Genomic DNA, 20902 nt, shown 5'->3' on the forward strand with positions numbered 1-20902 from the left:
TCTAGACCACTTGCGGGCGGCGGCGCGCCGCCGGGCAGGGCCGCGGCAAGTTGCAAAACTCGCCATTGCGCAACAAAACCTGCCGCGCGCCACTGGGAAAGCGGCGATTCGGGGCGGGTTTTCAGGCATGAAGAGCCTGCCAGGCCTGGGATTTTCCCTTATGCTTGCGCAAACGCAGGGGTTTTGGCTTCCGGGATGCGCGGCATTTCCTTGGGGGCGCCCCTGATTTGTTACGATAGCGTTATCCGGCGCGGCTGCGCGCGGATCAAGCCGTTGACGCTCCCTTTTCCCCGAAACCTCTGCCTTGTCGCCTCGGCCAGGCCGATGTGGCTTGCCTTGAATGCTGGCGGTCCTGGTTGGCGGAGGGTAGCCACGGTGAACGCGCCGGTCCCGACGGGGCCGGCCCTTTTGGGATTATTCCAAGTCGAGTTATCGACGGGGCGGCAATGAAGACGTGGTTCAAGCGCATTTTGATAGGCTTGGTGGTGTTGGTGCTGGTGGCGGTCGTGGGATTGGCCATCTTCCTGCTGACCTTCGATCCCAATGCCTACAAGTACAAGCTTGAGGAACTGGTCCAGGAGCGCTATCAGCGCACGCTGACGATCGAAGGCGAGATCGAGCTTTCGCTGTTCCCGCGCATCGGCCTGTCGGTGCAGGGCGTATCCCTGTCCGAGCCCAAGAGCCCCGAGACCTTCGCGTCCATCGACAGCATGCGCCTGGCCGTGGCTGTCTGGCCCTTGCTGTCCAATAACCTGGTGGTCGACCACGTCACCATCAATGGCTTCAAGGCGCGCGTCATGCGCGACAAGAGCGGCCATTTCAACTTCGAGAATCTGGTTGGCGGCCCGGTGCAGAACACCGGCGTGCCGGCCAATGCGGCCGAGGCCACGGCGGGCGCCATCTCGGGCGCCGCCCAGGCCCTGTCCAGCGGCACGGTCAGCGCGCCGCGCAGCATGCAGATCGATATCGCCGGCCTGGACCTCAAGGACGGCGAACTGCAGATGCAGGACGCCATGACCGGCATGGCGGTATCGGTCACGCAGCTCAATGCCAATACCGGACGGGTGACGTTCAACCAGCCTTTCGACGTGAGCCTGACGGCGCGCGTCGAGGGCGGGGATCCGCGCTTTGACGCCGGCCTGACCGGCCAGGCGTTGCTGCGCCTGGATCCGGCGGCCAAACGCTATTCCGCCCAGCGCCTGGATCTGCGCATGGAGGGCAAGATCCCCAGCGCCCAGGCCAAGAGCTTGGTGGTGCGCGGCAACCTGGCCTTCAATGGCGCGACCTCTTCGCTGGACGTGGCCGGCCTGGAGATGCTCTTCCAGGGCGATATCGCCCACCCCTCGGCCAAGCTGACGGGCGTGGAAGCCAGCGTGGCGGTGCCCAAGCTTTCCATGGACCCGCACAAGACCCAGTTGCAGGTCGAGAAACTCGCCGTGCGCGCCAAGGGCACGGCCGCCGATGGCCCCTTTGAATTCGCGCTGGATACGCCCAGCCTACATATCTCGCCCACCTCGGCTGGCGGCGATGCGCTCACCGGGCGCATCCGCAATCAGGCGCTGGACACCAGCTTCGGCCTGACCGGCATCAGCGGCAATGCCTCCGAGCTGGATATCAAGGAAGCCAAGGTCGACGGCAGCTTCAAGCAGGGCGAGCGCGTGGTCAAGACGGTGTTCGCCTCGCCGGTGTCGCTGAACCTCGCGCAGCGCGTCATCGGCCTGGCCGCGCTCAAGGGCGACGTCAACATCACCGACCCGGCCCTGCCCAAGGGCAGCCTGCAGATCCCCGTGATCGGCAGCATGTCGGCCGACCTGCTCAAGGACCAGGCCAGCGCCAAGATCAACGCCGTGCTCGAGGGCGGCAAGTTCGACCTCACCGCGGACCTGGCCCAGCTCTCGGCCCAGCCCGTGCTCAAGTTCGCGCTGGCCGTGGACACGCTGGATCTCGACAAGCTGGCGCCGCCCGTGGCGGCCGCGCCCGCCAAGCCGGCTGGCGACGGCAAGCAGGACGAATCCAAACCGCCGGCCAAGCCCGCCGCGCCGGCCAAGCCGGCCGACGACAGCATCAATCTTTCCGGGCTGGTGGGCCCCACCGCCAATGGCACGATCAAGGTCGGCCAATTGGTCGTGCGCGGCCTGAAGGCCTCGCAGGTGGGCGCCAGCATCAAGCTGGAGAAAGGCAAGCTGGATGTCACCGGCCTGGCCGCCGATCTCTACAACGGCAAGCTGGCCGGTACGTTCTCGGTCAATGCGGCCGAGGGCAACCAGATGGCCGCCAAGCTCAACCTCAACGGCATCGCCATCGAGCCCTTGCTGGTCGATGTCGCCAAGCGCAATACCTTGTCGGGCAATGGCAGCCTGGCGCTGGACCTGAGCACGTCCGGCGCCAACAGCTATGCGCTGACCACCAATCTGGGCGGCTCGGCGCAGGTGCGCCTGCGTGACGGCGCGGTCAAGGGCATCAACCTCGTGCAGACCCTGCGCGAGCTCAAGGCCCTGGTCAGCGGTCAGGCCGAGGACATGACCTTCGCCGCCGACAACGCGCGCCAGACCAACTTTAGCGCCATGGAGGGCGACCTGACGCTGGCCAAGGGCGTGGGCACGGTCAAGCGCCTGGACATCGCCACGGACTACCTGCGCGTGTCGCAGGGCCAGCCGGCCGCCATCGACTTCGTCAACAACACGTTCAACCTCGTGGCGATCGCGCGCGTGGTCAATACCAGCAACGAAGGCAAGGACCTCGCCGAGCTGCGCAACCTGCCGGTGCCGGTGCTCATCAGCGGCACGTTCGACAAGCCGGTCTACACGGTGCAATGGCGCCAGATCGCCGGCACGCTGCTCAAGCGCGGCGTGGAGAGCAAGATCAAGGAAGCCCTGGGCGGCAAGGCCGGCAAGAGCAATGTGGGCAAGGCCCTCAAGGACGTCCTGGGCAGATGAGCGCGACCTATCAGCCAGTGGCCGGCTGCGGCCGCACCGAACAGGCCCAGGCGGCCGATTACGAACGCCGCTGGCTGGTCAGCAATGACGCCGGCCAGTGGCTGACGCGCGAACTCTGCCCCGGATTGGAGCAGGTCAGCGTGGAGTTGCGGCTGGGCTATCTGGTGCTGCGGGCGCCGGGCATGCTGCGCCTGGACATCCCGCTGGATGTCATCGAGGACGATGACAGCGTGCGCTACCAGGTCCTCATCGGCGGGCAGGCCGTCGATGTCGTCGACGAAGGCGAACTGGCCGCGGCCTGGATGTCCAACCATCTGGGCATCCCGGCCCGGCTGCTCAAGGTGCACCCCGATATGGAGGCCGTGCGCTGGCCGGCCTAGGCCCGGGCGCGCAGGCTGAACACCGCGTGGGCCAGCAGGCCCGCGGCCAGGCCCCAGAAGGCCGATCCTATCCCCCAGAAACTCACGCCCGAGGCCGTGGCCAGCAGGGTGATCAGCGCCGCCTCGCGGCGCTGCGGGCTGCCCATGGCATTGGCCATGCCGCCCATGATGGCGCCCAATAGCGCAAGCCCGGCCAGCGCGGCGATGAGCGCCGCCGGCAAGGCCTGGAAAAACACCGCGACCGTGCCGGCCGCCACGCTCAGGAGCACATAGCTCAGGCCGTAGGTGGCCGCGGCCACATAGCGCCGGGCGGGGTCGGGATGGGCTTCGGGGCCGGTGCACAGGGCGGCGATGATGGCGCCCAGCGTGATGCTATGGGCCCCGAAGGGCGCGGCGGCCAGGCCGGCCAGGCCAGTCAGGGCCACCAGGCGCGAGGCCGGGGGGCGGTAGCCCGCCGCTTGCAGGATGGCCAGGCCGGGGAGGTTTTGCGACGCCATGGCCACCACGAACAGCGGCACGCCCAGGCTGATGGCGGCCTGCAGCGTGAAGGTCGGCGTGGTCCAGACGAACTCGGTCCACTCCCATCTCACGGTGTCCAGGTGCAGCAGGCCCTGGCCGGCGGCCACGGCCAGGCCCAGGCCCAGCACGGCCATGATGGCAAAGCGCGGCAGCCAGCGTTTGAAGACGAGATAGGCCAGGCACATCGTGAGCACCAGCGCCGGCGCGCCGGCCATGCTGCGGAACACGCCCATGCCGAAATTGAGCAGCACGCCCGCCAGCATGGCGCCGGCGATTTCGCCCGGGATGCGGCGCACGATGGGATCGATCCAGCCGAAGACGCCGCAGATGAGGGTGAGCAGGGCGGCCAGCATGAAGGCGCCGACCGCCTGGTCAAAAGGCACGCCGGCCAGGCCGGTGACCAGCAGCGCCGCGCCCGGCGTGGACCAGGCGAAGACCACGGGCAGGCCGGTGCGCAGGCTGACCAGGGCGCCGCCCAGGCCCAGCGCCAGGCAGATGGCGCCCAGCCAGGAGCCGATCCGCGCGGTGTCCAGGCCGCCGGCATGGCCGGCTTGCACCATCAGCACGGCGGTGCCGCTGAAACTGACGATGACCGCGACCAGCCCGGCGACCACGGCCGAGGCCGAGAGATCCTGGGCGGCGGGACGGTGGGCGGCGCTGAGCGCGGAAGACGATTCGGGCCCGCTCATGCGGGCGCGCCGGTCAGGCGGCGGTACTTGGCCATCAGGGCCTCCTGGCCTTCTTTCCACTGGGGGTGCAGCTCGATGCACTCGACCGGGCAGACCACCTTGCACTGCGGCTCGTCGTAATGGCCGACGCATTCGGTGCAGCGGTCAGGATCGATGACGTAATAGTCCTCGCCCATCGAAATGGCTTCGTTGGGGCACTGCGGTTCGCAGACGTCGCAGTTGATGCATTCGTCGGTGATGAGTAAGGCCATGGCAGACGGCGCGAGGGACGGGAGTCCCTCGCATTGTAGCGCCGGGCGGCCCGGCGCCGGGATCAGCCGGCGTTATTGGGCCAGGATTGCTCGCGGCGTTCCTTGGCCTTGGCTTGCAGCCAGCGCTCGACCGAGGGGAAGACGAACTTGCTGACGTCGCCGCCCAGCTGCGCGATTTCGCGCACGATGGTGCCCGAGATGAACTGGTATTGATCCGAGGGCGTCATGAACAGCGTCTCGACGTCGGGCAGCAGATGGCGGTTCATGCCGGCCATCTGGAATTCGTATTCGAAGTCGGACACGGCGCGAAGGCCGCGGACGATGACGCGCCCGTTCTGTTCGCGGACGAAATCCTTGAGCAGGCCGCCGAAGCTCTGCACTTCGACATTGGGGTAATGCCCCAGCACCTCGCGCGCGATCTCCACGCGCTCGTCGATGCTGAAAAAGGGCTTTTTGTTGCGGCTGTAGGCCACTCCCACAACCACTTTGTCGAACAGGGTTGCGGCGCGGCGAACCAAGTCTTCGTGACCGCGCGTCAGCGGGTCGAACGTGCCGGGGTATACGGCGGTGATCATGCGGGCTCCCAAACCTTATATGTTTATGGCGTTACACCATCCTCCGAACCCGGATTATTGTCCGTTTTCCGCAATGCAGCAAATTGAAGCAGGCAGTAATGGACAGCTCCGGCCTTGCCATCGCGCAAAAGCGTGAACGCCGGCGGGGCCGGGACGGGCGATTCCGATTCCACATAGACCAGGGCGCCATCGGCCAGCACCGGCGGCAGAAGCGGCCAGATCCGCTCCAGCCAGCCCTGTCCGAAAGGCGGGTCCAGCAAGACGAGGTCAAAGCGCGAGGCATCCATGCGCGACAGGGCCTGCAGCGCGTCGCCGGCGTGGATGCGGATTTGCTCGGCCTGCAATTTGTCGCGCAGTGTCCGTAGCGCGGACACCGCGGCCCGGTCGCGCTCGACCATCTGGACTTGCGCCACGCCGCGGGAGGCGGCTTCCAGCCCGAGCGCGCCGCTGCCGGCGAACAGATCCAGCACGCGCTTGTCATGGAAATCGCCTTGCCAGAGATGGGCCAGCCAGTTGAACAGGGTTTCACGCACCCGGTCGGGGGTGGGGCGCAGGCCGGGGACGTCCGGCACGGTGATCGGGGTGCGGCGGAACTGGCCGCCGACAATGCGGATGGCGCGCGCGCCGCTTGCGGATTGCTTCAAGAACGGAACCTCCTGGCGCGAATAGTAGCCGTTCGGGCGTGGCAAGGGCGATCCCGAATATACTTTTGAACATGTTCAGCTTCTTCAAGAAAAAGACCCCTCCGCCCGCCGCGCCGGCCACGCCCGCGCCGCCGCCGGAGCCCGCCGTCCAGCCGGCCGAGCCTGTCCCGCCGCCTGTTGACCCGTCCCCCGTTGATTCCGCCCCGGTCGAGCCGCCGCCCGTCGCGTCGGTCCCCGTTGAGCCCGCGCCAGCCGAGCCGCCACCCCCGGTCCCTCCAGCGCCCGCGCCCCAACCGCCCGCGCCCGAAGCCGAGCCGGCCGCCGCCGCGCCCAAGAAGGCCTCCTGGCTCAGCCGGCTCAAGCAGGGGCTGGCGCGGACCGGCCAGAGCATCGGCGGCATTTTTGTCGGCGTCAAAGTCGACGAAAACCTGTTCGAAGAACTGGAGTCGGCCCTTATCATGGCCGACGCGGGCATAGAGGCCACCGAAAAACTGCTCACGGCGCTGCGCGCCCGCGTCAAGAAAGAACGCATCGAGGATCCCGCCCAGGTCAAGGTGGCGCTGCGCCAATTGCTGGCCGAGCACCTCAAGCCGCTGGAGCGCGGCTTTGACCTGCAGCGCGGCAAACCCCTGGTGGTGATGATTGCCGGCGTCAATGGCGCGGGCAAGACCACCTCCATCGGCAAACTGGCCCATACCTTCCAGCGCCAGGGCGCCAGCGTGCTGCTGGCCGCGGGCGACACTTTCCGCGCCGCGGCGCGCGAGCAATTGATCGAATGGGGCAGCCGCAACAACGTCACCGTCATCGCCCAGGAGGGCGGCGACCCGGCGGCCGTGGCGTTTGACGCCGTCAACGCGGGCCGCGCGCGCGGCGTCGGCGTGGTCATGATCGACACCGCCGGGCGCCTGCCCACGCAGCTGCACCTGATGGAAGAGCTCAAGAAAATCCGCCGCGTCATCGGCAAGGCCGATGCGGCCGCGCCGCATGAAGTGCTGCTGGTGGTCGACGGCAATACCGGCCAGAACGCGCTGGCCCAGATCCGCGCCTTTGATGCCGCCATCCAGCTCACCGGCCTGGTGGTGACCAAGCTGGACGGCACCGCCAAGGGCGGCACCTTGGCCGCGGTCGCGGCCGGCAGCCAGGGCGTGCGCCCCGTGCCGGTCTATTGGATCGGCGTGGGCGAGGGGCTCGAAGACCTGCAGCCCTTCGTGGCCGAGGAGTTCGCCGCCGCGCTATTGGCCGATTGAGGCCGCTAGGCCTTCCAGAAGCCCTTGCCCTTGGCCAGCCTGGCGAAGGCGGGCTGGGCCTGGGTGGCCAGCGTTTCCAGGCGGGCGGCGATCCAGCCCAGCGCGAACCAGGCCTGCGGATGGTTCAGGGTTTGGGCGCGATAGTGGTCGGCGGCCACCGCGAGATCATTGATTTCGCCCAGCAGATCCTGCACCTGGGCCAGCAGCTTGCGGTACTCGCGCAGCCGGCTTCCGGGCAGGAGCGATTCGGCGAATGACAAACCATAGCGCAGCCGCTTGGCGCGCTTGCGCAGCTCATGGCGGGCGGGCAGTTCCAGGTCGCCGAAGCGCACGCCCTGCGAGACCACCTGTTTATGCCATTTGCGCAGGCGCCGCGTCAGGAAGGGCAGCAGGGTGGGCTTGGGCGGCGCGGCGTCCAGCGGGATGATGGCCGGCTCCAGGGGCTGGCCCTCGGCCCCGGCGGGCGCCGGCGGGGCAATGTCCGCCGGACGCAGGCTCCATTCGTACAGATCCAACAGCCAGCCCTGGAAGGCCGCGCCGCTGCACAGCGCATGCGCGTCGGCGCCGCGCACCACCGGCTCGACCGGGATGTCGGGCATGCCGGCCTGGGTGAGGGCGGGCACGATGCTGTCGGCCAGCACGTCCTGGTCGCGGCTGGCGCCCAGGGCGCCGAAGTATTCGCGGATGCCGGCTTGCAGCGGGGCGGGCGGCGTTTCGACAGCATCCTCGAACAGCCGCCAGGCCGAGCGCAGCCGGCGCATGCCCACGCGCAGCTGGTGCACATGCTCGGGGCCGCCAGCGGCATAGACCCCGGCGGTGTCGACCTCGGCCAGCATGGCCGCATTGCGGATGATCTGCTCCAGGCATTCCTCGGCCACGCGGCTCATGGCCTGCCCGGGCGTCATGTCGGTGCTCAGGCGGATGGCGGCCGCGCCGCGGGGCGCCCAGAAGCGCGCCACGATTTGCCGGGCGCTGGCGTCATCGTCGGCCAGGGCGAGCTCGGCGGCCAATTGCGCCAGCGCATCGCCGCGCTCGGACTTGCTGCGCGAGTCCAGCACCAGGCCATGGCGCTTCTGCCAGCCGCGCGCGATGCTGAAGATGGCCTGCGGGCGGCCCGAGAGCAGCTCGAATTCGATTTCACAGATGGGCAGCTCCAGGCCGCCGGCCCGCAACACGCCTTGATCCAGGGCGGCCTCGACCGTGCCCTCGCGGGCGCGCAGCTTGCAGAGCAGGCGCTGCACATCGGTTTCGTAGCGCACGCCCAGCTGACCCTGGACGCGCGACAGGGCTTCGCCCACTTCGGTGCCGGCATAGACCGACAGATCCAGCACCGGGCCGGGCCGCAGGTGATTCAGCTCGATGCGGCTGATGGCGTTGGCCCCGGGCATCTTGACCGTCTGCACCCAGGCATCGCCCTCCTGGCGCAGCCGCAAGGCAATCCGGGCCTTGACCAGCTCGCGCTCGGGGGTATCGAAGTACATGGCGCGCAGGGGCAGGCGCGTGGCCTGCCGCCTGGCGATTTCCTGCCTGACGCCGCCGACCGCGGCGGCGGGGATGTGCAGTTTCAACTCTTGTTCTGACATGTCGGCCTGCCCACGCAAAAGTCGGGATGATAATCATGGCACAACCGTTTCTTGATGACTGTTCATATTCTGGAAATAAATCAAGAAACCCTCGGTAAAATACATCGAACGCCGGCAAATCCGCCGCCAAAAGCCGTTTGGCGATAAAAAAGGGCCGCCCCGGAGGGCGGCCCGATGTTTTCCCGTCGCGCGGGCTCAGAGGATGCGCTTGCGCGCCTGGGTGATGATGACTTCGGCCACGACCACGATGGCGAAGATCGAGGCCAGCACCAGGGCGACGCGGTCCCACTGGAAGAGATTGAGCGCCGTGTCCAGCGCCATGCCTATGCCGCCGGCGCCCACCAGGCCCAGCACGGCCGATTCGCGCACATTGATGTCCCAGCGCAAGAGCACGATGGACCAGAAGGCCGGGCGGATCTGCGGCCAATAGCCATACCACAGCACCGCGCCCCGGCTGGCGCCGGTGGCCGTCAGCGCTTCGATGGGGCCGCGATGCGCCTGCTCGATGGCCTCGCCCACCAGCTTGCCGACAAAGCCTATCGAGCGAAAGGCGATGGCCAGCGTGCCGGCCAGGGCGCCCGGCCCGAAGATGGCGATGAACAGCAAGGCCCACACCAGCGAATTGACCGAGCGGCTGGAGACGAGGATGAGCCGGGCCAGCTGGTTGAGGAGGCGGCTGGGCGTGAGGTTGTTGGCCGCCAGCAGGCCCACCGGCACGGCCAGCACCACCGACAGCAAGGTGCCCAGGGTGGCGATGTGCAGGGTTTCGACCAGCGGGCCGTGCACGCCTTCGGCATAGAAAGACCAGTCCACGGGCCACATGCGGCTCAGCAGGTCGCCCATCTGCTCCGGCGCATCGTAGAGAAACTCCGGGATCACCTCGACGCTGCGCACCGCCTGCACGACGGCGGCCACCACCAGCAGGTAGAGCATGAAACGCAGCAGGCGCTGGCCGGCGCTATAGCGCTGCCAGCCGCGGCGGCCGGTCTGGACTTGGGAAGCCAGGGTTGTCGTCATGGACGGGCCTCCGGTTTGCCCAGGCCGCGCGCGCCGGCAAAGCGCCTGGCGAGGATGCGGTCAAAGCTCCAGCCTTCCAGGAAGACGGCCCGCACCATGCCGGCCAGCATTTCGCCCAGCATGATGATGGCGATCAGCGTGAGCAGGATGGCCGATACGAAGTCGTAGTCAAAGCGCTGGAATGCCGAGAACAGCGTGCCGCCCACGCCGCCGGCGCCCACGATGCCCACCATGGTGGAGTTGCGCAGATTGGAATCGAACTGATAGGTTGCAAAGCCCACGAAGCGCGCGAACACCTGGGGCAGCACGCCGAAGATGATGAGATTGGGAAACGACGCGCCGGTGGCGCGCACCGCCTCGACCTGCTTGAGCGAGATCTCCTCGATGGCCTCGGTGAACAGCTTGCCGATAAAGCCGATGGAGGCCACGGTCAGGGCCAGGATGCCGGCCAGGGCGCCAAAGCCCACCGCCTTGACGAAGAGAATGGCCACGATCACCGGGTGCAGCGAACGGCACAAGGCCACCAGCGCGCGCGCCGGCCAGGACACCCAGGCCGGCATCATGTTGCGCGCGCCCAGCAGCCCCACCGGCAAGGACAGCACAATGCCCAGCAGCGAGGCCAGCACCGCGATTTCCAGGCTTTCGGCGATGCCCTTCCAGAGCGTGGCCGGTTTCTCGAAATTGGGCGGGAACATGCGCGTCAGAAAGGTCGAGGCATGGCCCAGGCCGTCGCGGATGCGCGGCCAGTTGAAGTCCAGCTGCGCGGCGGCGTAGACGGCGTACACCACCACCAGCACGGCCAGCAGCCGGGTCTGCCACGACAGGGCGAAGGGCCGGCGCCCGCGTGCTACTGCAACCACGACTCGCCTCCGTAGATGGCCTTCAGCATCGCCGTGTCCAGGCCTTGCCCATCGCCGTCATAGACCACGTTGCCGCCCGACATGCCGACGATGCGCGTGGCATAGCGGCGCGCCAGTTCCACGTCATGGATGTTGACCAGCACGGGGATGCCGTTGGCATTGCCCTGTTCGGTGAGCAGTTCCATGATTTCGACCGAGGTCTTGGGATCCAGCGAGGAGGTCGGTTCGTCGGCCAGCAGCAGCTGCGGGCGCTGCATCAGCGCGCGCGCGATGCCCACGCGCTGGCGCTGCCCGCCCGACAAGGCATCGGCGCGCTGGTCGGCAAAGCCCGCCAGGCCCACCGTCTCCAGCAGTTCGAAGGCGCGGTCGATGTCGGCCGGCTCGAAGCGGCGCATCCAGGCCTTGAAGGCCGAGGTGTAGCCCAGGCGGCCGGTCAGCAGGTTTTCCATCACGCTCAGGCGCTCGACCAGGTTGTACTCCTGGAACACCATGCCGATGCGCCGGCGCGCATGCCGCAGCGCCTGGCCGCGCACGCGGGCCAGGTCCACCGTGGCGCCGTCGGCCTGCAGCACGATCTCGCCGCGCGTCGGTTCGATCAGCCGGTTCACGCAGCGCAGCAGCGTGCTTTTGCCCGTGCCCGAAGGGCCGATGATGGCGGTCAGCCCCTGGCCGGCCACCTGCAGGTCGATGCCCTTGAGCACCGGCTGGCCGGCCCGGTACTCCTTGACCAGGCCGGTAATGCGCAAAGAAGTTGCCATGCTTACTGCTTGCCCTTGTTCTTGGCGTTTTCGCGGTCATAGGCCGCGCGGTTGAAGCTCTCGCCGCCGGACTCGGCCACTTCGCGCACGATGGCCCAATCTTTTTGATAGGTCACCGGATAGAAGCGGTCGGCGCCATCGAAGGCCTTCTTCATCTCGTCGGGGAAGCGGTAGTCATAGAAGCACTTGAGCATCTGGTCGCGGAACTTCGGCTCCAGGTCATGCGCATAGGCGAACGACGAGGTGGGGAATTTCTCGCTGCGATAGATCACGCGGAAGTCGTCTTCCTTGATCTGGCCGCGTTCGGCCATGCGCTTGAACACATCCGAGGCCACGGCCGCGGCGTCGTAGTCGCCGGAATTCACGCCCATGACCGACTGGTCATGCTTGCCCGAGAACACCACCTTGTAGTCCTTGTCGGGCGTCAGGCCTTCCTTGGGGAAGAGCGCGACCGGCGCCATATGGCCCGAGTTGGACGAGGGCGCGGTGTGCGCCAGCTTCTTGCCCTTGAGGTCCGTGAGTTTCTGGTAGGGGCTGTTTTTCTTGACGATGACGATCAGGTTGTAGCCCTGGAAGCCATCGGCATACCCCTTAACCGCGAACGGCACCGCGCCGGCGATATTCACCGCGAAGGCGGTCGGGCCGGTCGAAAAACCGCCCACGTGCAGGCGGCCCGAACGCATGGCCTCGATCTCGGCCGCATTGCTCTGCACCTGGTAGAACACCACGCGCTTGCCCGTGCACTGCGCCAGATGCGTGGTGAAAGGCTTGAAGATGTCTTCGTACACGGCGGGGTCTTCCACCGGCGTGTAGGTGAAGACCAGCGTCGATGGCGTCTTGAGCTTGGCCGGATCGGCCGGCGTGTCCGCCACCAGATCCTTGTTGGCATCGCAATACATTACATCCAGGTCGCCCCGGTTGGAGCAGGTGTCGGCGGCGAAAGCGGCCTGGGCGCCGGCGCCCAGGGCCAGGGCGAGGGCGGCTTGCAGCATGCGCGTGGCTTGCATGGGTTTGTCTCCTTTCTGCGTTTTATGACAGTCATGATTCTTGTCACGACATTCAAACACAAAAAAACGCGCAGGAAACCTGGGAAGTTCCCGATCTTTTTTGACGCCTTTTGTTCGTTTTGAGCGTTTTGTTTTCGTTTGGGATCGGGAAAAGGCCGCGCGGCTCAGGCGGCGCGCCAGCCCAGTTTGTGCGAGATCTCCTGGGCGCAGGCCAGCAGCGGTTGAGCGATGCTGCCGTTCCAGGAGACGTCGAACAGGCCGCTGGGGCCGATGGCCGTGATCGCCAGCGCCAGCTTGCCCGCATGGTCGAACACCGGCACCGACAGGGCGTCCACGCCTGGCAGCGGGTTGCCGACGGCGCGCGCCATGCCGTGCACCCGGATGTCGGCCAGCATGGCCTGCAGGTGCGCGGGCTGGGCCGATTTCAGCGGCGTGGCCAGCGTCGAGGTGACGGCGGTGTCGTTTTCTTCGCGGGCGATGTAGTGCTCGGCCACCTTGGGCGGCAGCCAGGCCGCGAACACCAGGCCGGTGGCCGTGTTGAGCATGGACATCACCGTGCCCTGGCGCATGTTCACGTGGACCGGATAGCTGGCCTCGGTGATATGCACCATGGTCGGGCCGTGCGAGCCCAGCACGGCCAGGCCCACGGTGTGGCCGATGCCGGCCTGGAATTGCGCGATCTCGGGCAGCGCCACGCGCACCGGGTCCAGGCGCTGCAGGCTGACCAGGCCCATCTGCAAGGCGAAGGGGCCCAGTTCGTAATGGCCGCTGATGCTGTCCTGCTGGACCAGGCCCACGCGGATGAAGCTCACCAGATAGGGGTGGGCCTTGGCCGAGGTCATGCCGGCCGCGGCCGCCAGGTCGCGCAGCGTCATGGGCCGGGCCGCGTCGACCAGGGCCGCCAGCAGCGGAAAGCCCACTTCCACCGACTGGATGCTGCGGCGGCCGTCGTTGGCAGTCGCCATGATGTTCAGCCTCCGTGGCCGCGCCGCGCGGCGAGCAGGCGATCGGCCATTTCGACAAAACCCGCGCCGCCGCGCGAGGGCGTGACGAAGGCCGGTTTCTGCTTGATGCGGTGCAGTTGCGACTGGATATTGGCCACGCCCACCGACAGCGGGAAGAACCCGAACATGGGTTCGTCATTGGGCGAGTCGCCGATGAACAGCGTCGTGGGCAGGGCCTGCACGATGTCCTGGCCCAGTTCGCGCTCGAACAGCCGCCGCGTCATGCTGAGCTTGTCATAGTCGCCATACCAGCCGTTGACGTGGATGGAGCTGACCTTGGCCTGGGCGCCGGCCTCCTCGAAGATGCGCACGATACGGTCGACCTGCGCCTGCGGCAGCGCCGGCACGTCCTCGCAGAAATCGATCGCCAGGTCGGCCGCGCGATAGGCCTGGTCGCTGGCCAGCGCCGCGCCGGGCACGTCGCGCAGCACGCGGTCGCGGATGGCGTCCAGCCGCGCGCGATTGGCGGCGCGGGTGGGCGCATCGTCCCAGTAATAAGTCTTCATGCGATGGGCGCTGCGGTCGTAGGCGTAATAGAAGGCGCCGTTTTCGCCGACCACGGCGCGCACCGGCCACATGCGCACGATGTGGTCGCACCAGCCCGCCGGGCGGCCGGTGATGGGGATGACGCGGATGCCGGACAGCTCCAGGCGCTCCATCGCGGCATAGGCGGCGGCGGTGAGGCGGCCATCGGTGGTGATGGTGTCGTCGATGTCCGTCAGCACAGTGCGTACCGAGGCCGCAACCGAGGTGGGCAGGGCGGCTAGGGGTTGCATGTCACTCCTTTGTCTGGTGATTGTCCGGCAGGCCGATGCAGTGTACCCGCGGGCCGCATTTTGCCTTCGGGACGCGAAGGGGCCAAGGGCGGTAAAATCGGGACTTTCCCGCCCGCTGGTCACTTTTCCCATGTCTGCCCAGATTTCCCCCGTTGCCGCCGAGGCCGTTTCGGACTTCGGCATTGCTTCCGTTCCCGAGATCATCGCCGAGCTGCGCGCCGGCCGCATCGTCATCCTGGTTGACGAAGAAGACCGCGAAAACGAGGGCGATCTGGTCATGGCGGCGGAGTTCGTCACGCCCGAGGCCATCAACTTCATGGTGACCCACGCCCGCGGCCTGGTCTGCCTGACGCTGACCGAAGAGCGCTGCCGCCAGCTGGACCTGCCGCTGATGGCCAGCCGCAATGGCACGCGATATGGCACCAATTTTACCCAGTCCATCGAGGCCGCCGAAGGGGTCGAGACCGGCATTTCGGCCGCCGACCGCGCCCGCACCATCCAGGTGGCCGTGGCGCGCGACGCCAAGCCCAGCGACCTGGTCCAGCCCGGCCATATCTTCCCCGTGCGCGCCGTGCCCGGCGGCGTCCTGGTGCGCGCCGGCCACACCGAGGCCGGCTGCGACCTGACCGCCATGGCCGGGCTGACCTCGGCGGCGGTCATCTGCGAAATCCTCAAGCCGGACGGCACCATGGCCCGCCTGCCGGACCTGGTGCAGTTCGCGCGCGAGCATGGCCTGAAGATCGGCACCATCGCCGACCTGATCCAGTACCGCAGCGAGCACGAATCCATCATCCAACGGGTGGGCGAGCGCCAGATGCAGACGCCCTGGGGCGAGTTCCGCGCCATCGCCTACCGCGATGACGCCACCGGAGCGCCCCATTTGGCGCTGGTACACGGTAAGATCGATCCGACCCGGGAAACCCTGGTGCGCGTGCATGAGCCGGCGTCGCTGCTCGACGCCCTCGACACGGGCGCCAGCCCGCATAGCTGGGGCCTGGGCCAGGCGCTGACCGCCATCGCCGCGGCGCCCGCCGGCGTGGTGGTGCTGATGAACTGCCAGTCCTCGACCGAACACCTGTTTGGCCAGATCGCCCACTGGAGCGAACCCGGTCAGCAGGCCAAGACCCAGGACGGCGGCGATCGTTTCGGTCTGCGCACCTATGGCATCGGTGCCCAGATCCTGCGCGATCTGCACGTTGGCCAGATGCGGCTGCTTGCGCGTCCGCGCAAGATGCCGAGCATGGCTGGGTTTGCCCTGACCATTACGGGTTACGATTGCCCCCCCGCCCGCAACACTGACGAATAAGGCCGACGAATGAACCCCTATATCCTTACCCCCGACCTCAATGGCGAAGGGCTGCACATCGGTATCGTGCGCGCTCGCTTCAACGAAGAAGTCGGGCAGACCGAACTGGCCGCCTGTCTGGAAGAGCTCGCCAAGCTGGGCGTGGACGAGCGCGACGTCATGGTGGTGTCCGTGCCGGGCGCCCTGGAGATGGGCGTGGCCCTGGCCCGCATGGCCGAATCCTATGAGTTCGACGCGCTGATCGCCCTGGGCGCCGTGATCCGCGGCGAAACCTATCACTTTGAAGTGGTCAGCAATGAGTCGGCCACTGCAATCACCCGCATTTCCCTGGAAACCGGCATCCCGGTGGCCAATGGCATCCTGACGGTCGACACCGACGAGCAGGCCGCCGCCCGCGCCGAAGGCAAGGGCCGCGATTGCGCCCAGGTCGCCGTCGAGATGGCCAATCTGGTCGCCGCGCTGGAGCCCGAGGAAGACGACGAAGACGACGAGGACGAAGATTTTGACGACGAAGAAGACGACGAGCGCTGATAGCGCGGCGGCTGCCCCCTTGGCGGCGGCCGCCCATGCGGGCGCGGCGCGCGCCAATGCGCGCAGCGCCCGCCGCCGCGCGCGCGAGTTCGCGCTGCAGGGCGTGTACGCCTGGCTGCTGCGCGGCGGCCAGGGCACCCAGGACGCCGGCGAGATCGACGCCCATCTGCGCGATGCCGAGGATTTCTCCGAGGCCGATGCTCAGTGGTTCAAGACGCTCCTGCATGGCGTGCTGCGCGAGGCGCCGAGCCTGCGCGAGCGCTTCACGCCCTATATCGACCGTCCGCTGGGCGAGCTCTCGCCCGTGGAGCACGGCATCCTGCTGATCGGCAGCTATGAGCTGGTGCATCACGTCGAGGTGCCCTACAAGGTCGCCATCAACGAGGCGGTCGAACTGGCCAAATCCTTTGGCGGCACCGACGGCTTCAAGTTCGTCAATGGCGTGCTCGACAAGCTGGCCGCCGACGTGCGCACCGCCGAGGTCCAGGCCGCGGCCCAGCAGCGCCGCTGAGGCGCCCGTGGCCTCGGAGTTCGACCTCATCGCCCGCCATTTCAGCCGCGCCGCGCCCGGGGACATCCTGGGCGTGGGCGACGATTGCGCGCTCTTTCCGGTGCCCGCCGGCATGCGCGTGGCGGTGAGCAAGGACCTCCTGATCGCTGGACGCCACTTCTACCCGGACGCCGACCCCGAGGCGGTGGGCCACAAATCGCTGGCCGTCAATCTGTCAGACCTGGCCGCCATGGGCGCCCAGCCCCTGGGCTGCCTGCTGGGCCTGGCCCTGCCCGCCGTCGACGACGCCTGGCTGGCGGCCTACGCGCGCGGCTTCCATGCGCTGGCCCAGGCCAGCGGCTGCCCGCTCATCGGCGGCGACACCACGCGCAGCCTGCAAGATCTCACCATCAGCGTGACCGTCTTCGGCGCCGTGCCGGCCGAGACGGCCCTGCGCCGCGATGCCGCGCGGGCGGGCGACGATGTCTGGGTGTCCGGCGCCCTGGGCGCGGCCGACATCGCCTACCGCCTGCTGGACGGACAACTGCCGGCCGACGCGGCCCGGCTGGCCCTGACGCGCCGCGCGCTCGAATGGCCCCAGGCCCGTCTGGCCCTGGGCCTGGGCCTGCGCGGCCTGGCGCATGCCGCCATCGACATCTCCGACGGCCTGGCCCAGGACCTCGGCCACATCCTCGCCGCCAGCGGCGTGGGCGCCGAGCTGCGCTATGCCGAGCTGCCCCGGGCGCCTGGCCTGGAGGGGCTGGACGAAGCCAGCCTGCAGCGGGCGCTGCTGGGCGGCGGCGATGCCTACGAACTCTGCTTTACCGCCGCGCCCGCGCAGCGCCAGGCCATCGTCCGCGCCGCGCAGGCCTGCGGGACGCCGGTCAGCCGCGTGGGCGGCATCGTGGCCGCGCCCGGGCTGCGCGTCATCGATGCCCAGGGGCAGGCGCTGGCGCGGATCCCGGGCGGATTCGACCACTTTGGCGGCGCGGCCTGATACCATCCCGGGCACGCCCGTTCCGGGTTCGATCCGCCCCGACATGACCGATCCCCATTCTTCTTCGATGCGCGAGCGTTCGCGCGTGGACTACCCCGCCTGGATCTGGGTCCGCGCCCGTCCGGGGCGTTTGCTGGCCTTTGGCCTGGGCAGCGGCCTGATCCGGCCGGCTTCCGGCACCTGGGGCACGCTGGCCGCCTGGATCATCTGGCTGCTGCTGCCGGCCATCCCCGACCTGGCCATGGGCATGGCGCTCCTGGCGGCGTTCGCCTATGGCTGCTGGGCCTGCGGCAATGCCGGACGGGAACTCGGCGTGCACGATCACGTCGGCATGGTGTGGGACGAAATGGTGGCGTTCTGGCTGGTGCTGTGGCTGGTGCCCGGCGGCTGGCTGGCCCAAGCCCTGGCTTTTTTGCTCTTCAGATTCTTCGACATCGTCAAACCGCCGCCCATCAAGGCTTTCGATGCCCGGCTCTCGGGCGGGTTTGGCGTCATGTGGGATGACATCCTGGCGGCCGCCTACACCTTGCTGGTCATGGCGCTCGCCGTTCGCCTAGGAGTGTTGGCATGAGTTTGCAGAACAGCAAGGGCTTGGCGCCGGCCGCCCTGAGCGCCGCGACCATCCAGGGTTTGGCCGAGCAGCTGGGGCCGGCCCTGCAAGAAAGAGACTGGTTCCTGGGCACGGCCGAGTCCTGCACCGGCGGCCTGCTGGCCGGCGCCGTGACCTCGGTGGCCGGCTCCAGCGGCTGGTTCGAGCGCGGCTTCGTCACCTACAGCAACCAGGCCAAGGTCGATGAGCTGCGGGTCTCGCCCGAGACCCTGAATCACTTTGGCGCCGTCAGCGAAGAGGTCGCCCTGGAAATGGCCCAGGGCGTTCTGCTGGCGTCGCGTGGCTGCCATGTCGCGATCTCGACCACCGGCATCGCCGGCCCGGGCGGGGCCACGCCGGGCAAGCCGGTGGGCATGGTGTGCTTCGGTTTTGCCACGCGCGCGCAGGGCGGCATCAATTCGCGCGCCGTCACGCATGTCTTCGCGGGCGATCGCGCCCAGGTCCGCCAGGCATCGGTGGAGTTCGCCCTGCGCGGCATCCTCGAATACCTGGGCGCGCCGGTCAACCGGCGCTAGGCGCTCAGCGCACCGCGTTGATCGCGTCGCGCAGGCCCAGGGCGGCCCGGGCGGCCGCTTCGCGCCAGTCCTCGCCATTGCTGGCGTAGATGATGGCGCGCGAAGAATTGATCATCATGCCGGCGCGCGCCTGGTTGGCGCCGGCCTGCACGGTGGCGTTGATATCGCCGCCTTGCGCGCCGATGCCGGGCACCAGCAGGGGCATGCTGTCGCCGATGCGCTTGCGCACGGCGGCCAGCTCATTGGGGAAGGTCGCGCCGACCACCAGGCCGCACTGGCCGTTGCGGTTCCATCGTTCGGCCACCAGGCCGGCCACATGCAGATAGAGCGGCTGGCCGTCGGCCATCTGCAGAAATTGCAGGTCCGAGCCGCCCGGATTGGAGGTGCGGCACAGCACGATGACGCCTCGGTCGCCCCAGGCCAGATAGGGCTCGACCGAATCCAGGCCCATATAGGGGCTGACCGTCACGGCATGCGCCTGGTAGCGCTCGAAGGCTTCGCGGGCGTAGTTCTCGGCCGTTGAGCCGATATCGCCGCGCTTGGCGTCCAGCACGATGGGCAGGTCGGGATGCTGGCTGCGGATATGCGCGCACAGCGCCTCGAGCTGGTCTTCGGCGCGATGCGCGGCGAAGTAGGCGATCTGCGGCTTGAAGCTGCTGGCATAGGGCGCGGTGGCGTCGACGATGCCGCGGCAGAATTCCAGGATGGCGTCGGGCCTGCCTTGCAGCTCATGCGGAAAGCGTTGCGGATCCGGGTCCAGGCCGACCTGCAGCAGGGAGTTCCGGGTCGCCCAGGCGTGTTCGAGTTTTTGTAGGAAAGTCATGGGGATCAGTGCAATTTGACCCTGGGATGCGTGCGCCGCATCAGCAGGCGCGCCAGGGCCATCGTGGCGGTTCGCGAGACGCCCAGCACCGCTCGGTGGTGCATCAGGTGCAGACTCATGTACATCAGGCGTGCCAGTGTACCGCTTACGAACAGCCCCCGTCCGGCAAGCTTGCCCATCAGGCTGCCCACGCCGGCCCCCTGGCCCAGCGACACCAGCGAGCCATAGTCGCGGTAGACATAGGGCGCTTGCGGCTCGTCCTCGCCCTTGAGGCGGGCGCCCAGCTTTTTGGCCAGGTAGCTGGCCTCCTGGTGGGCCGCCTGGGCCCGCGCCGGCACGATGCGCTCGCCATCCCAGGGGGCGGCGCAGCAATCGCCCAGCGCCAGCACATGGGGGTCTTCGGTCTCCAGGCGCTCATTGACGATCAGCTGGCCGGCCTTGTTCACGGGCAGGCCCAGCTGCGAGAGCAGGTCCGGCCCCCGTATGCCGGCCGCCCACAGGCAGAGCGTGGCCGTGAACTTGCGGCCATCGGCCGTCTTGACGCTGTCGGGAGCCACTTCGGAAACCCGGCAGTGCGTCTCCACCCGTATGCCCAGCTCCGTCAGGCGGGCCGTGGCCGCGCGCGAGATTTTTTCGGGCAGGGCCGACAGGATGCGCGGCGCGCCTTCGACCAGGGTGATGGCCATGTCGCGGTCGGCGCGGAAATTGGGCAGGCCATAGGCGCTCACGACATGGCTGGCCTCGGTCAGCTCGACGGCCAGCTCCACCCCGGTGGCGCCGCCGCCCACGATGACCAGGTCCAGGCGGGCCGAAGGATTGCGCAGCTTGTCCTGGTCGACCTTGGCCATGGCCTTCAGGATGGTGAGGCGAAAGGCTTCGGCGTTTTCGGTGTTGTCCAGCGTGACCGCATAGTCGGCCGCGCCGGGCGTATTGAAGAAATTCGACGCGCTGCCCACCGCCAGCACCAGCGTGCCGTAGGCGAACTCGCGCGGGCCGAGGATTTCCTGGCCCTGCTGGTCCTTGACCGCGCCGATCCGGATGCGCCGGGCCTGGCGGTCCACCGCGGTCAGCTCGCCCTGGGCGAAGCCAAAGCCGGTCAAGCGGGCCAGCATGAGATAGGACAGCCCTTCCTGGTGGATATCCAGCGTGCCGGCCGCGACTTCATGCAGCGAGGGCTTCCAGATGTGGAAAGGGCGGCTGTCGATCAGGAGGACGTGCTCGGGACCATGGGCGCGGCCGAGCTGGGCGGCCAGTTCCAGGCCGCCAGCGCCACCGCCGACTATCACGATACGTTCCGAAGGGGAGGGAGCAGGCATCATGCGGGCGTCGCCAGGAGGGCATGGAGCTTCAGTATAGAAGCATGCCCGCCGCCTGCAAACGCCCG

22 protein-coding genes are annotated in these 20902 nt (G+C 68.0%); 9 read left to right on the top strand and 13 right to left on the bottom strand.

Features of this window, described 5'->3' with window-relative positions; translation table 11 throughout:
* Window positions 1–446: 446 nt before the first annotated feature.
* Window positions 447–2936 carry an AsmA family protein gene (locus tag L540_RS19680; protein WP_043212179.1) on the top strand — a complete coding sequence of 830 codons (2490 nt, stop codon included), beginning with the start codon at window positions 447–449 and terminating at the stop codon, window positions 2934–2936.
* Entirely contained in the window at window positions 2933–3316 is a 384-nt protein-coding gene (locus tag L540_RS19685) for an MOSC N-terminal beta barrel domain-containing protein (protein WP_043212178.1), read from the top strand. Before L540_RS19680 ends, L540_RS19685 begins: the two co-directional genes overlap by 4 nt.
* On the opposite strand, the gene L540_RS19690 is transcribed toward L540_RS19685, so the two are convergent.
* From L540_RS19690 to rsmD, 4 genes are all read right to left on the bottom strand, one after another.
* Window positions 3313–4524, bottom strand: coding sequence for a benzoate/H(+) symporter BenE family transporter (locus L540_RS19690; protein WP_043212176.1), 1212 nt, complete (start codon window positions 4522–4524; stop codon window positions 3313–3315). The two genes, L540_RS19685 and L540_RS19690, sit on opposite strands and share 4 nt — an antisense overlap.
* Window positions 4521–4775 (bottom strand): YfhL family 4Fe-4S dicluster ferredoxin, encoded by a 255-nt coding sequence (locus L540_RS19695; RefSeq protein ID WP_029578347.1) that lies wholly within the window; start codon window positions 4773–4775, stop codon window positions 4521–4523. The genes L540_RS19690 and L540_RS19695 overlap by 4 nt, the downstream gene beginning before the upstream one ends.
* Before the next feature lie 62 nt (window positions 4776–4837).
* Window positions 4838–5350, bottom strand: a complete 513-nt coding sequence (coaD, locus tag L540_RS19700) for a pantetheine-phosphate adenylyltransferase (RefSeq protein WP_043212174.1) — start codon at window positions 5348–5350, stop codon at window positions 4838–4840.
* A gap of 23 nt (window positions 5351–5373) precedes the next feature.
* A complete protein-coding gene (gene rsmD, locus L540_RS19705; protein WP_043212173.1) occupies window positions 5374–5994 on the bottom strand; it encodes a 16S rRNA (guanine(966)-N(2))-methyltransferase RsmD in 621 nt (206 codons plus the stop codon).
* A 71-nt stretch (window positions 5995–6065) separates the two neighbouring features.
* Here rsmD and ftsY point away from each other — a divergent pair, with 71 nt between their 5' ends.
* The gene (gene ftsY / locus L540_RS19710) at window positions 6066–7241 is read left to right on the top strand and encodes a signal recognition particle-docking protein FtsY (RefSeq protein WP_043212171.1); all 1176 of its coding nucleotides are present in this window, start codon (window positions 6066–6068) and stop codon (window positions 7239–7241) included.
* A gap of 5 nt (window positions 7242–7246) precedes the next feature.
* On the opposite strand, the gene L540_RS19715 is transcribed toward ftsY, so the two are convergent.
* The 7 genes from L540_RS19715 to L540_RS19745 all read right to left on the bottom strand — a co-directional run bounded on the left by L540_RS19715 (window position 7247) and on the right by L540_RS19745 (window position 14246).
* On the bottom strand, window positions 7247–8824 hold the full coding sequence (locus L540_RS19715; RefSeq protein WP_043212169.1) for a CYTH and CHAD domain-containing protein: 1578 nt from the start codon (window positions 8822–8824) through the stop codon (window positions 7247–7249).
* 195 nt (window positions 8825–9019) lie between these two features.
* Complete coding sequence (gene phnE / locus L540_RS19720) at window positions 9020–9841, bottom strand: phosphonate ABC transporter, permease protein PhnE (protein ID WP_043212166.1); 822 nt, start codon at window positions 9839–9841, stop codon at window positions 9020–9022.
* Complete coding sequence (phnE, locus tag L540_RS19725; RefSeq protein WP_109842495.1) at window positions 9838–10701, bottom strand: phosphonate ABC transporter, permease protein PhnE; 864 nt, start codon at window positions 10699–10701, stop codon at window positions 9838–9840. Before phnE (L540_RS19725) ends, phnE (L540_RS19720) begins: the two co-directional genes overlap by 4 nt.
* Window positions 10689–11459, bottom strand: a complete 771-nt coding sequence (gene phnC / locus L540_RS19730; RefSeq protein ID WP_043212164.1) for a phosphonate ABC transporter ATP-binding protein — start codon at window positions 11457–11459, stop codon at window positions 10689–10691. The genes phnE (L540_RS19725) and phnC overlap by 13 nt, the downstream gene beginning before the upstream one ends.
* Window positions 11460–11461: 2 nt before the next feature.
* Window positions 11462–12466, bottom strand: coding sequence for a phosphate/phosphite/phosphonate ABC transporter substrate-binding protein (phnD, locus tag L540_RS19735; RefSeq protein ID WP_043212163.1), 1005 nt, complete (start codon window positions 12464–12466; stop codon window positions 11462–11464).
* A gap of 164 nt (window positions 12467–12630) precedes the next feature.
* Window positions 12631–13431, bottom strand: coding sequence for an IclR family transcriptional regulator (locus L540_RS19740; protein ID WP_043212160.1), 801 nt, complete (start codon window positions 13429–13431; stop codon window positions 12631–12633).
* 5 nt (window positions 13432–13436) lie between these two features.
* A complete protein-coding gene (locus L540_RS19745; RefSeq protein ID WP_043212158.1) occupies window positions 13437–14246 on the bottom strand; it encodes an HAD-IIB family hydrolase in 810 nt (269 codons plus the stop codon).
* Between the two features lie 130 nt (window positions 14247–14376).
* On the opposite strand from L540_RS19745, the gene ribBA reads away from it, so the two are divergent.
* The 6 genes from ribBA to L540_RS19775 all read left to right on the top strand — a co-directional run bounded on the left by ribBA (window position 14377) and on the right by L540_RS19775 (window position 18695).
* Complete coding sequence (gene ribBA / locus L540_RS19750; RefSeq protein WP_043212157.1) at window positions 14377–15552, top strand: bifunctional 3,4-dihydroxy-2-butanone-4-phosphate synthase/GTP cyclohydrolase II; 1176 nt, start codon at window positions 14377–14379, stop codon at window positions 15550–15552.
* Between the two features lie 9 nt (window positions 15553–15561).
* Window positions 15562–16083, top strand: coding sequence for a 6,7-dimethyl-8-ribityllumazine synthase (ribH, locus tag L540_RS19755; RefSeq protein WP_043212155.1), 522 nt, complete (start codon window positions 15562–15564; stop codon window positions 16081–16083).
* A 19-nt stretch (window positions 16084–16102) separates the two neighbouring features.
* On the top strand, window positions 16103–16594 hold the full coding sequence (gene nusB, locus L540_RS19760; protein ID WP_043212153.1) for a transcription antitermination factor NusB: 492 nt from the start codon (window positions 16103–16105) through the stop codon (window positions 16592–16594).
* Window positions 16595–16601: 7 nt separating this feature from the next.
* Window positions 16602–17570 carry a thiamine-phosphate kinase gene (thiL, locus tag L540_RS19765; RefSeq protein ID WP_043212151.1) on the top strand — a complete coding sequence of 323 codons (969 nt, stop codon included), beginning with the start codon at window positions 16602–16604 and terminating at the stop codon, window positions 17568–17570.
* A gap of 67 nt (window positions 17571–17637) precedes the next feature.
* Window positions 17638–18141, top strand: a complete 504-nt coding sequence (locus L540_RS19770) for a phosphatidylglycerophosphatase A family protein (protein ID WP_043212252.1) — start codon at window positions 17638–17640, stop codon at window positions 18139–18141.
* The gene (locus L540_RS19775) at window positions 18138–18695 is read left to right on the top strand and encodes a CinA family protein (protein WP_043212149.1); all 558 of its coding nucleotides are present in this window, start codon (window positions 18138–18140) and stop codon (window positions 18693–18695) included. Before L540_RS19770 ends, L540_RS19775 begins: the two co-directional genes overlap by 4 nt.
* Window positions 18696–18699: 4 nt before the next feature.
* Here the strand turns inward: L540_RS19775 and pyrF are convergent, their stop codons facing one another.
* Window positions 18700–19518, bottom strand: coding sequence for an orotidine-5'-phosphate decarboxylase (pyrF, locus tag L540_RS19780; protein ID WP_043212147.1), 819 nt, complete (start codon window positions 19516–19518; stop codon window positions 18700–18702).
* Window positions 19519–19523: 5 nt separating this feature from the next.
* Window positions 19524–20837: an NAD(P)/FAD-dependent oxidoreductase gene (locus tag L540_RS19785; protein WP_043212145.1), complete on the bottom strand. Its 1314-nt coding sequence runs from the start codon at window positions 20835–20837 to the stop codon at window positions 19524–19526.
* Between the last annotated feature and the right edge of the window lie 65 nt (window positions 20838–20902).

The sequence above is a fragment of the Bordetella pseudohinzii genome (assembly GCF_000657795.2).
GTDB lineage: Bacteria > Pseudomonadota > Gammaproteobacteria > Burkholderiales > Burkholderiaceae_B > Bordetella > Bordetella pseudohinzii.

What these genes read in the sequence shown, in the direction of transcription:
- phnC (WP_043212164.1), bottom strand. Translation starts at nt 11,459, where the DNA reads ATGGCAACTTCTTTGCGCATTACCGGCCTGGTCAAGGAGTACCGGGCC.
- L540_RS19680 (WP_043212179.1), top strand. Translation starts at nt 447, where the DNA reads ATGAAGACGTGGTTCAAGCGCATTTTGATAGGCTTGGTGGTGTTGGTG.
- L540_RS19740 (WP_043212160.1), bottom strand. Translation starts at nt 13,431, where the DNA reads ATGGCGACTGCCAACGACGGCCGCCGCAGCATCCAGTCGGTGGAAGTG.
- L540_RS19785 (WP_043212145.1), bottom strand. Translation starts at nt 20,837, where the DNA reads ATGATGCCTGCTCCCTCCCCTTCGGAACGTATCGTGATAGTCGGCGGT.
- L540_RS19695 (WP_029578347.1), bottom strand. Translation starts at nt 4,775, where the DNA reads ATGGCCTTACTCATCACCGACGAATGCATCAACTGCGACGTCTGCGAA.
- phnE (WP_043212166.1), bottom strand. Translation starts at nt 9,841, where the DNA reads ATGACGACAACCCTGGCTTCCCAAGTCCAGACCGGCCGCCGCGGCTGG.
- L540_RS19770 (WP_043212252.1), top strand. Translation starts at nt 17,638, where the DNA reads ATGCGCGAGCGTTCGCGCGTGGACTACCCCGCCTGGATCTGGGTCCGC.
- L540_RS19690 (WP_043212176.1), bottom strand. Translation starts at nt 4,524, where the DNA reads ATGAGCGGGCCCGAATCGTCTTCCGCGCTCAGCGCCGCCCACCGTCCC.
- pyrF (WP_043212147.1), bottom strand. Translation starts at nt 19,518, where the DNA reads ATGACTTTCCTACAAAAACTCGAACACGCCTGGGCGACCCGGAACTCC.
- L540_RS19775 (WP_043212149.1), top strand. Translation starts at nt 18,138, where the DNA reads ATGAGTTTGCAGAACAGCAAGGGCTTGGCGCCGGCCGCCCTGAGCGCC.
- ribH (WP_043212155.1), top strand. Translation starts at nt 15,562, where the DNA reads ATGAACCCCTATATCCTTACCCCCGACCTCAATGGCGAAGGGCTGCAC.
- L540_RS19715 (WP_043212169.1), bottom strand. Translation starts at nt 8,824, where the DNA reads ATGTCAGAACAAGAGTTGAAACTGCACATCCCCGCCGCCGCGGTCGGC.
- coaD (WP_043212174.1), bottom strand. Translation starts at nt 5,350, where the DNA reads ATGATCACCGCCGTATACCCCGGCACGTTCGACCCGCTGACGCGCGGT.
- phnD (WP_043212163.1), bottom strand. Translation starts at nt 12,466, where the DNA reads ATGCAAGCCACGCGCATGCTGCAAGCCGCCCTCGCCCTGGCCCTGGGC.
- L540_RS19745 (WP_043212158.1), bottom strand. Translation starts at nt 14,246, where the DNA reads ATGCAACCCCTAGCCGCCCTGCCCACCTCGGTTGCGGCCTCGGTACGC.
- L540_RS19685 (WP_043212178.1), top strand. Translation starts at nt 2,933, where the DNA reads ATGAGCGCGACCTATCAGCCAGTGGCCGGCTGCGGCCGCACCGAACAG.
- ftsY (WP_043212171.1), top strand. Translation starts at nt 6,066, where the DNA reads ATGTTCAGCTTCTTCAAGAAAAAGACCCCTCCGCCCGCCGCGCCGGCC.
- ribBA (WP_043212157.1), top strand. Translation starts at nt 14,377, where the DNA reads ATGTCTGCCCAGATTTCCCCCGTTGCCGCCGAGGCCGTTTCGGACTTC.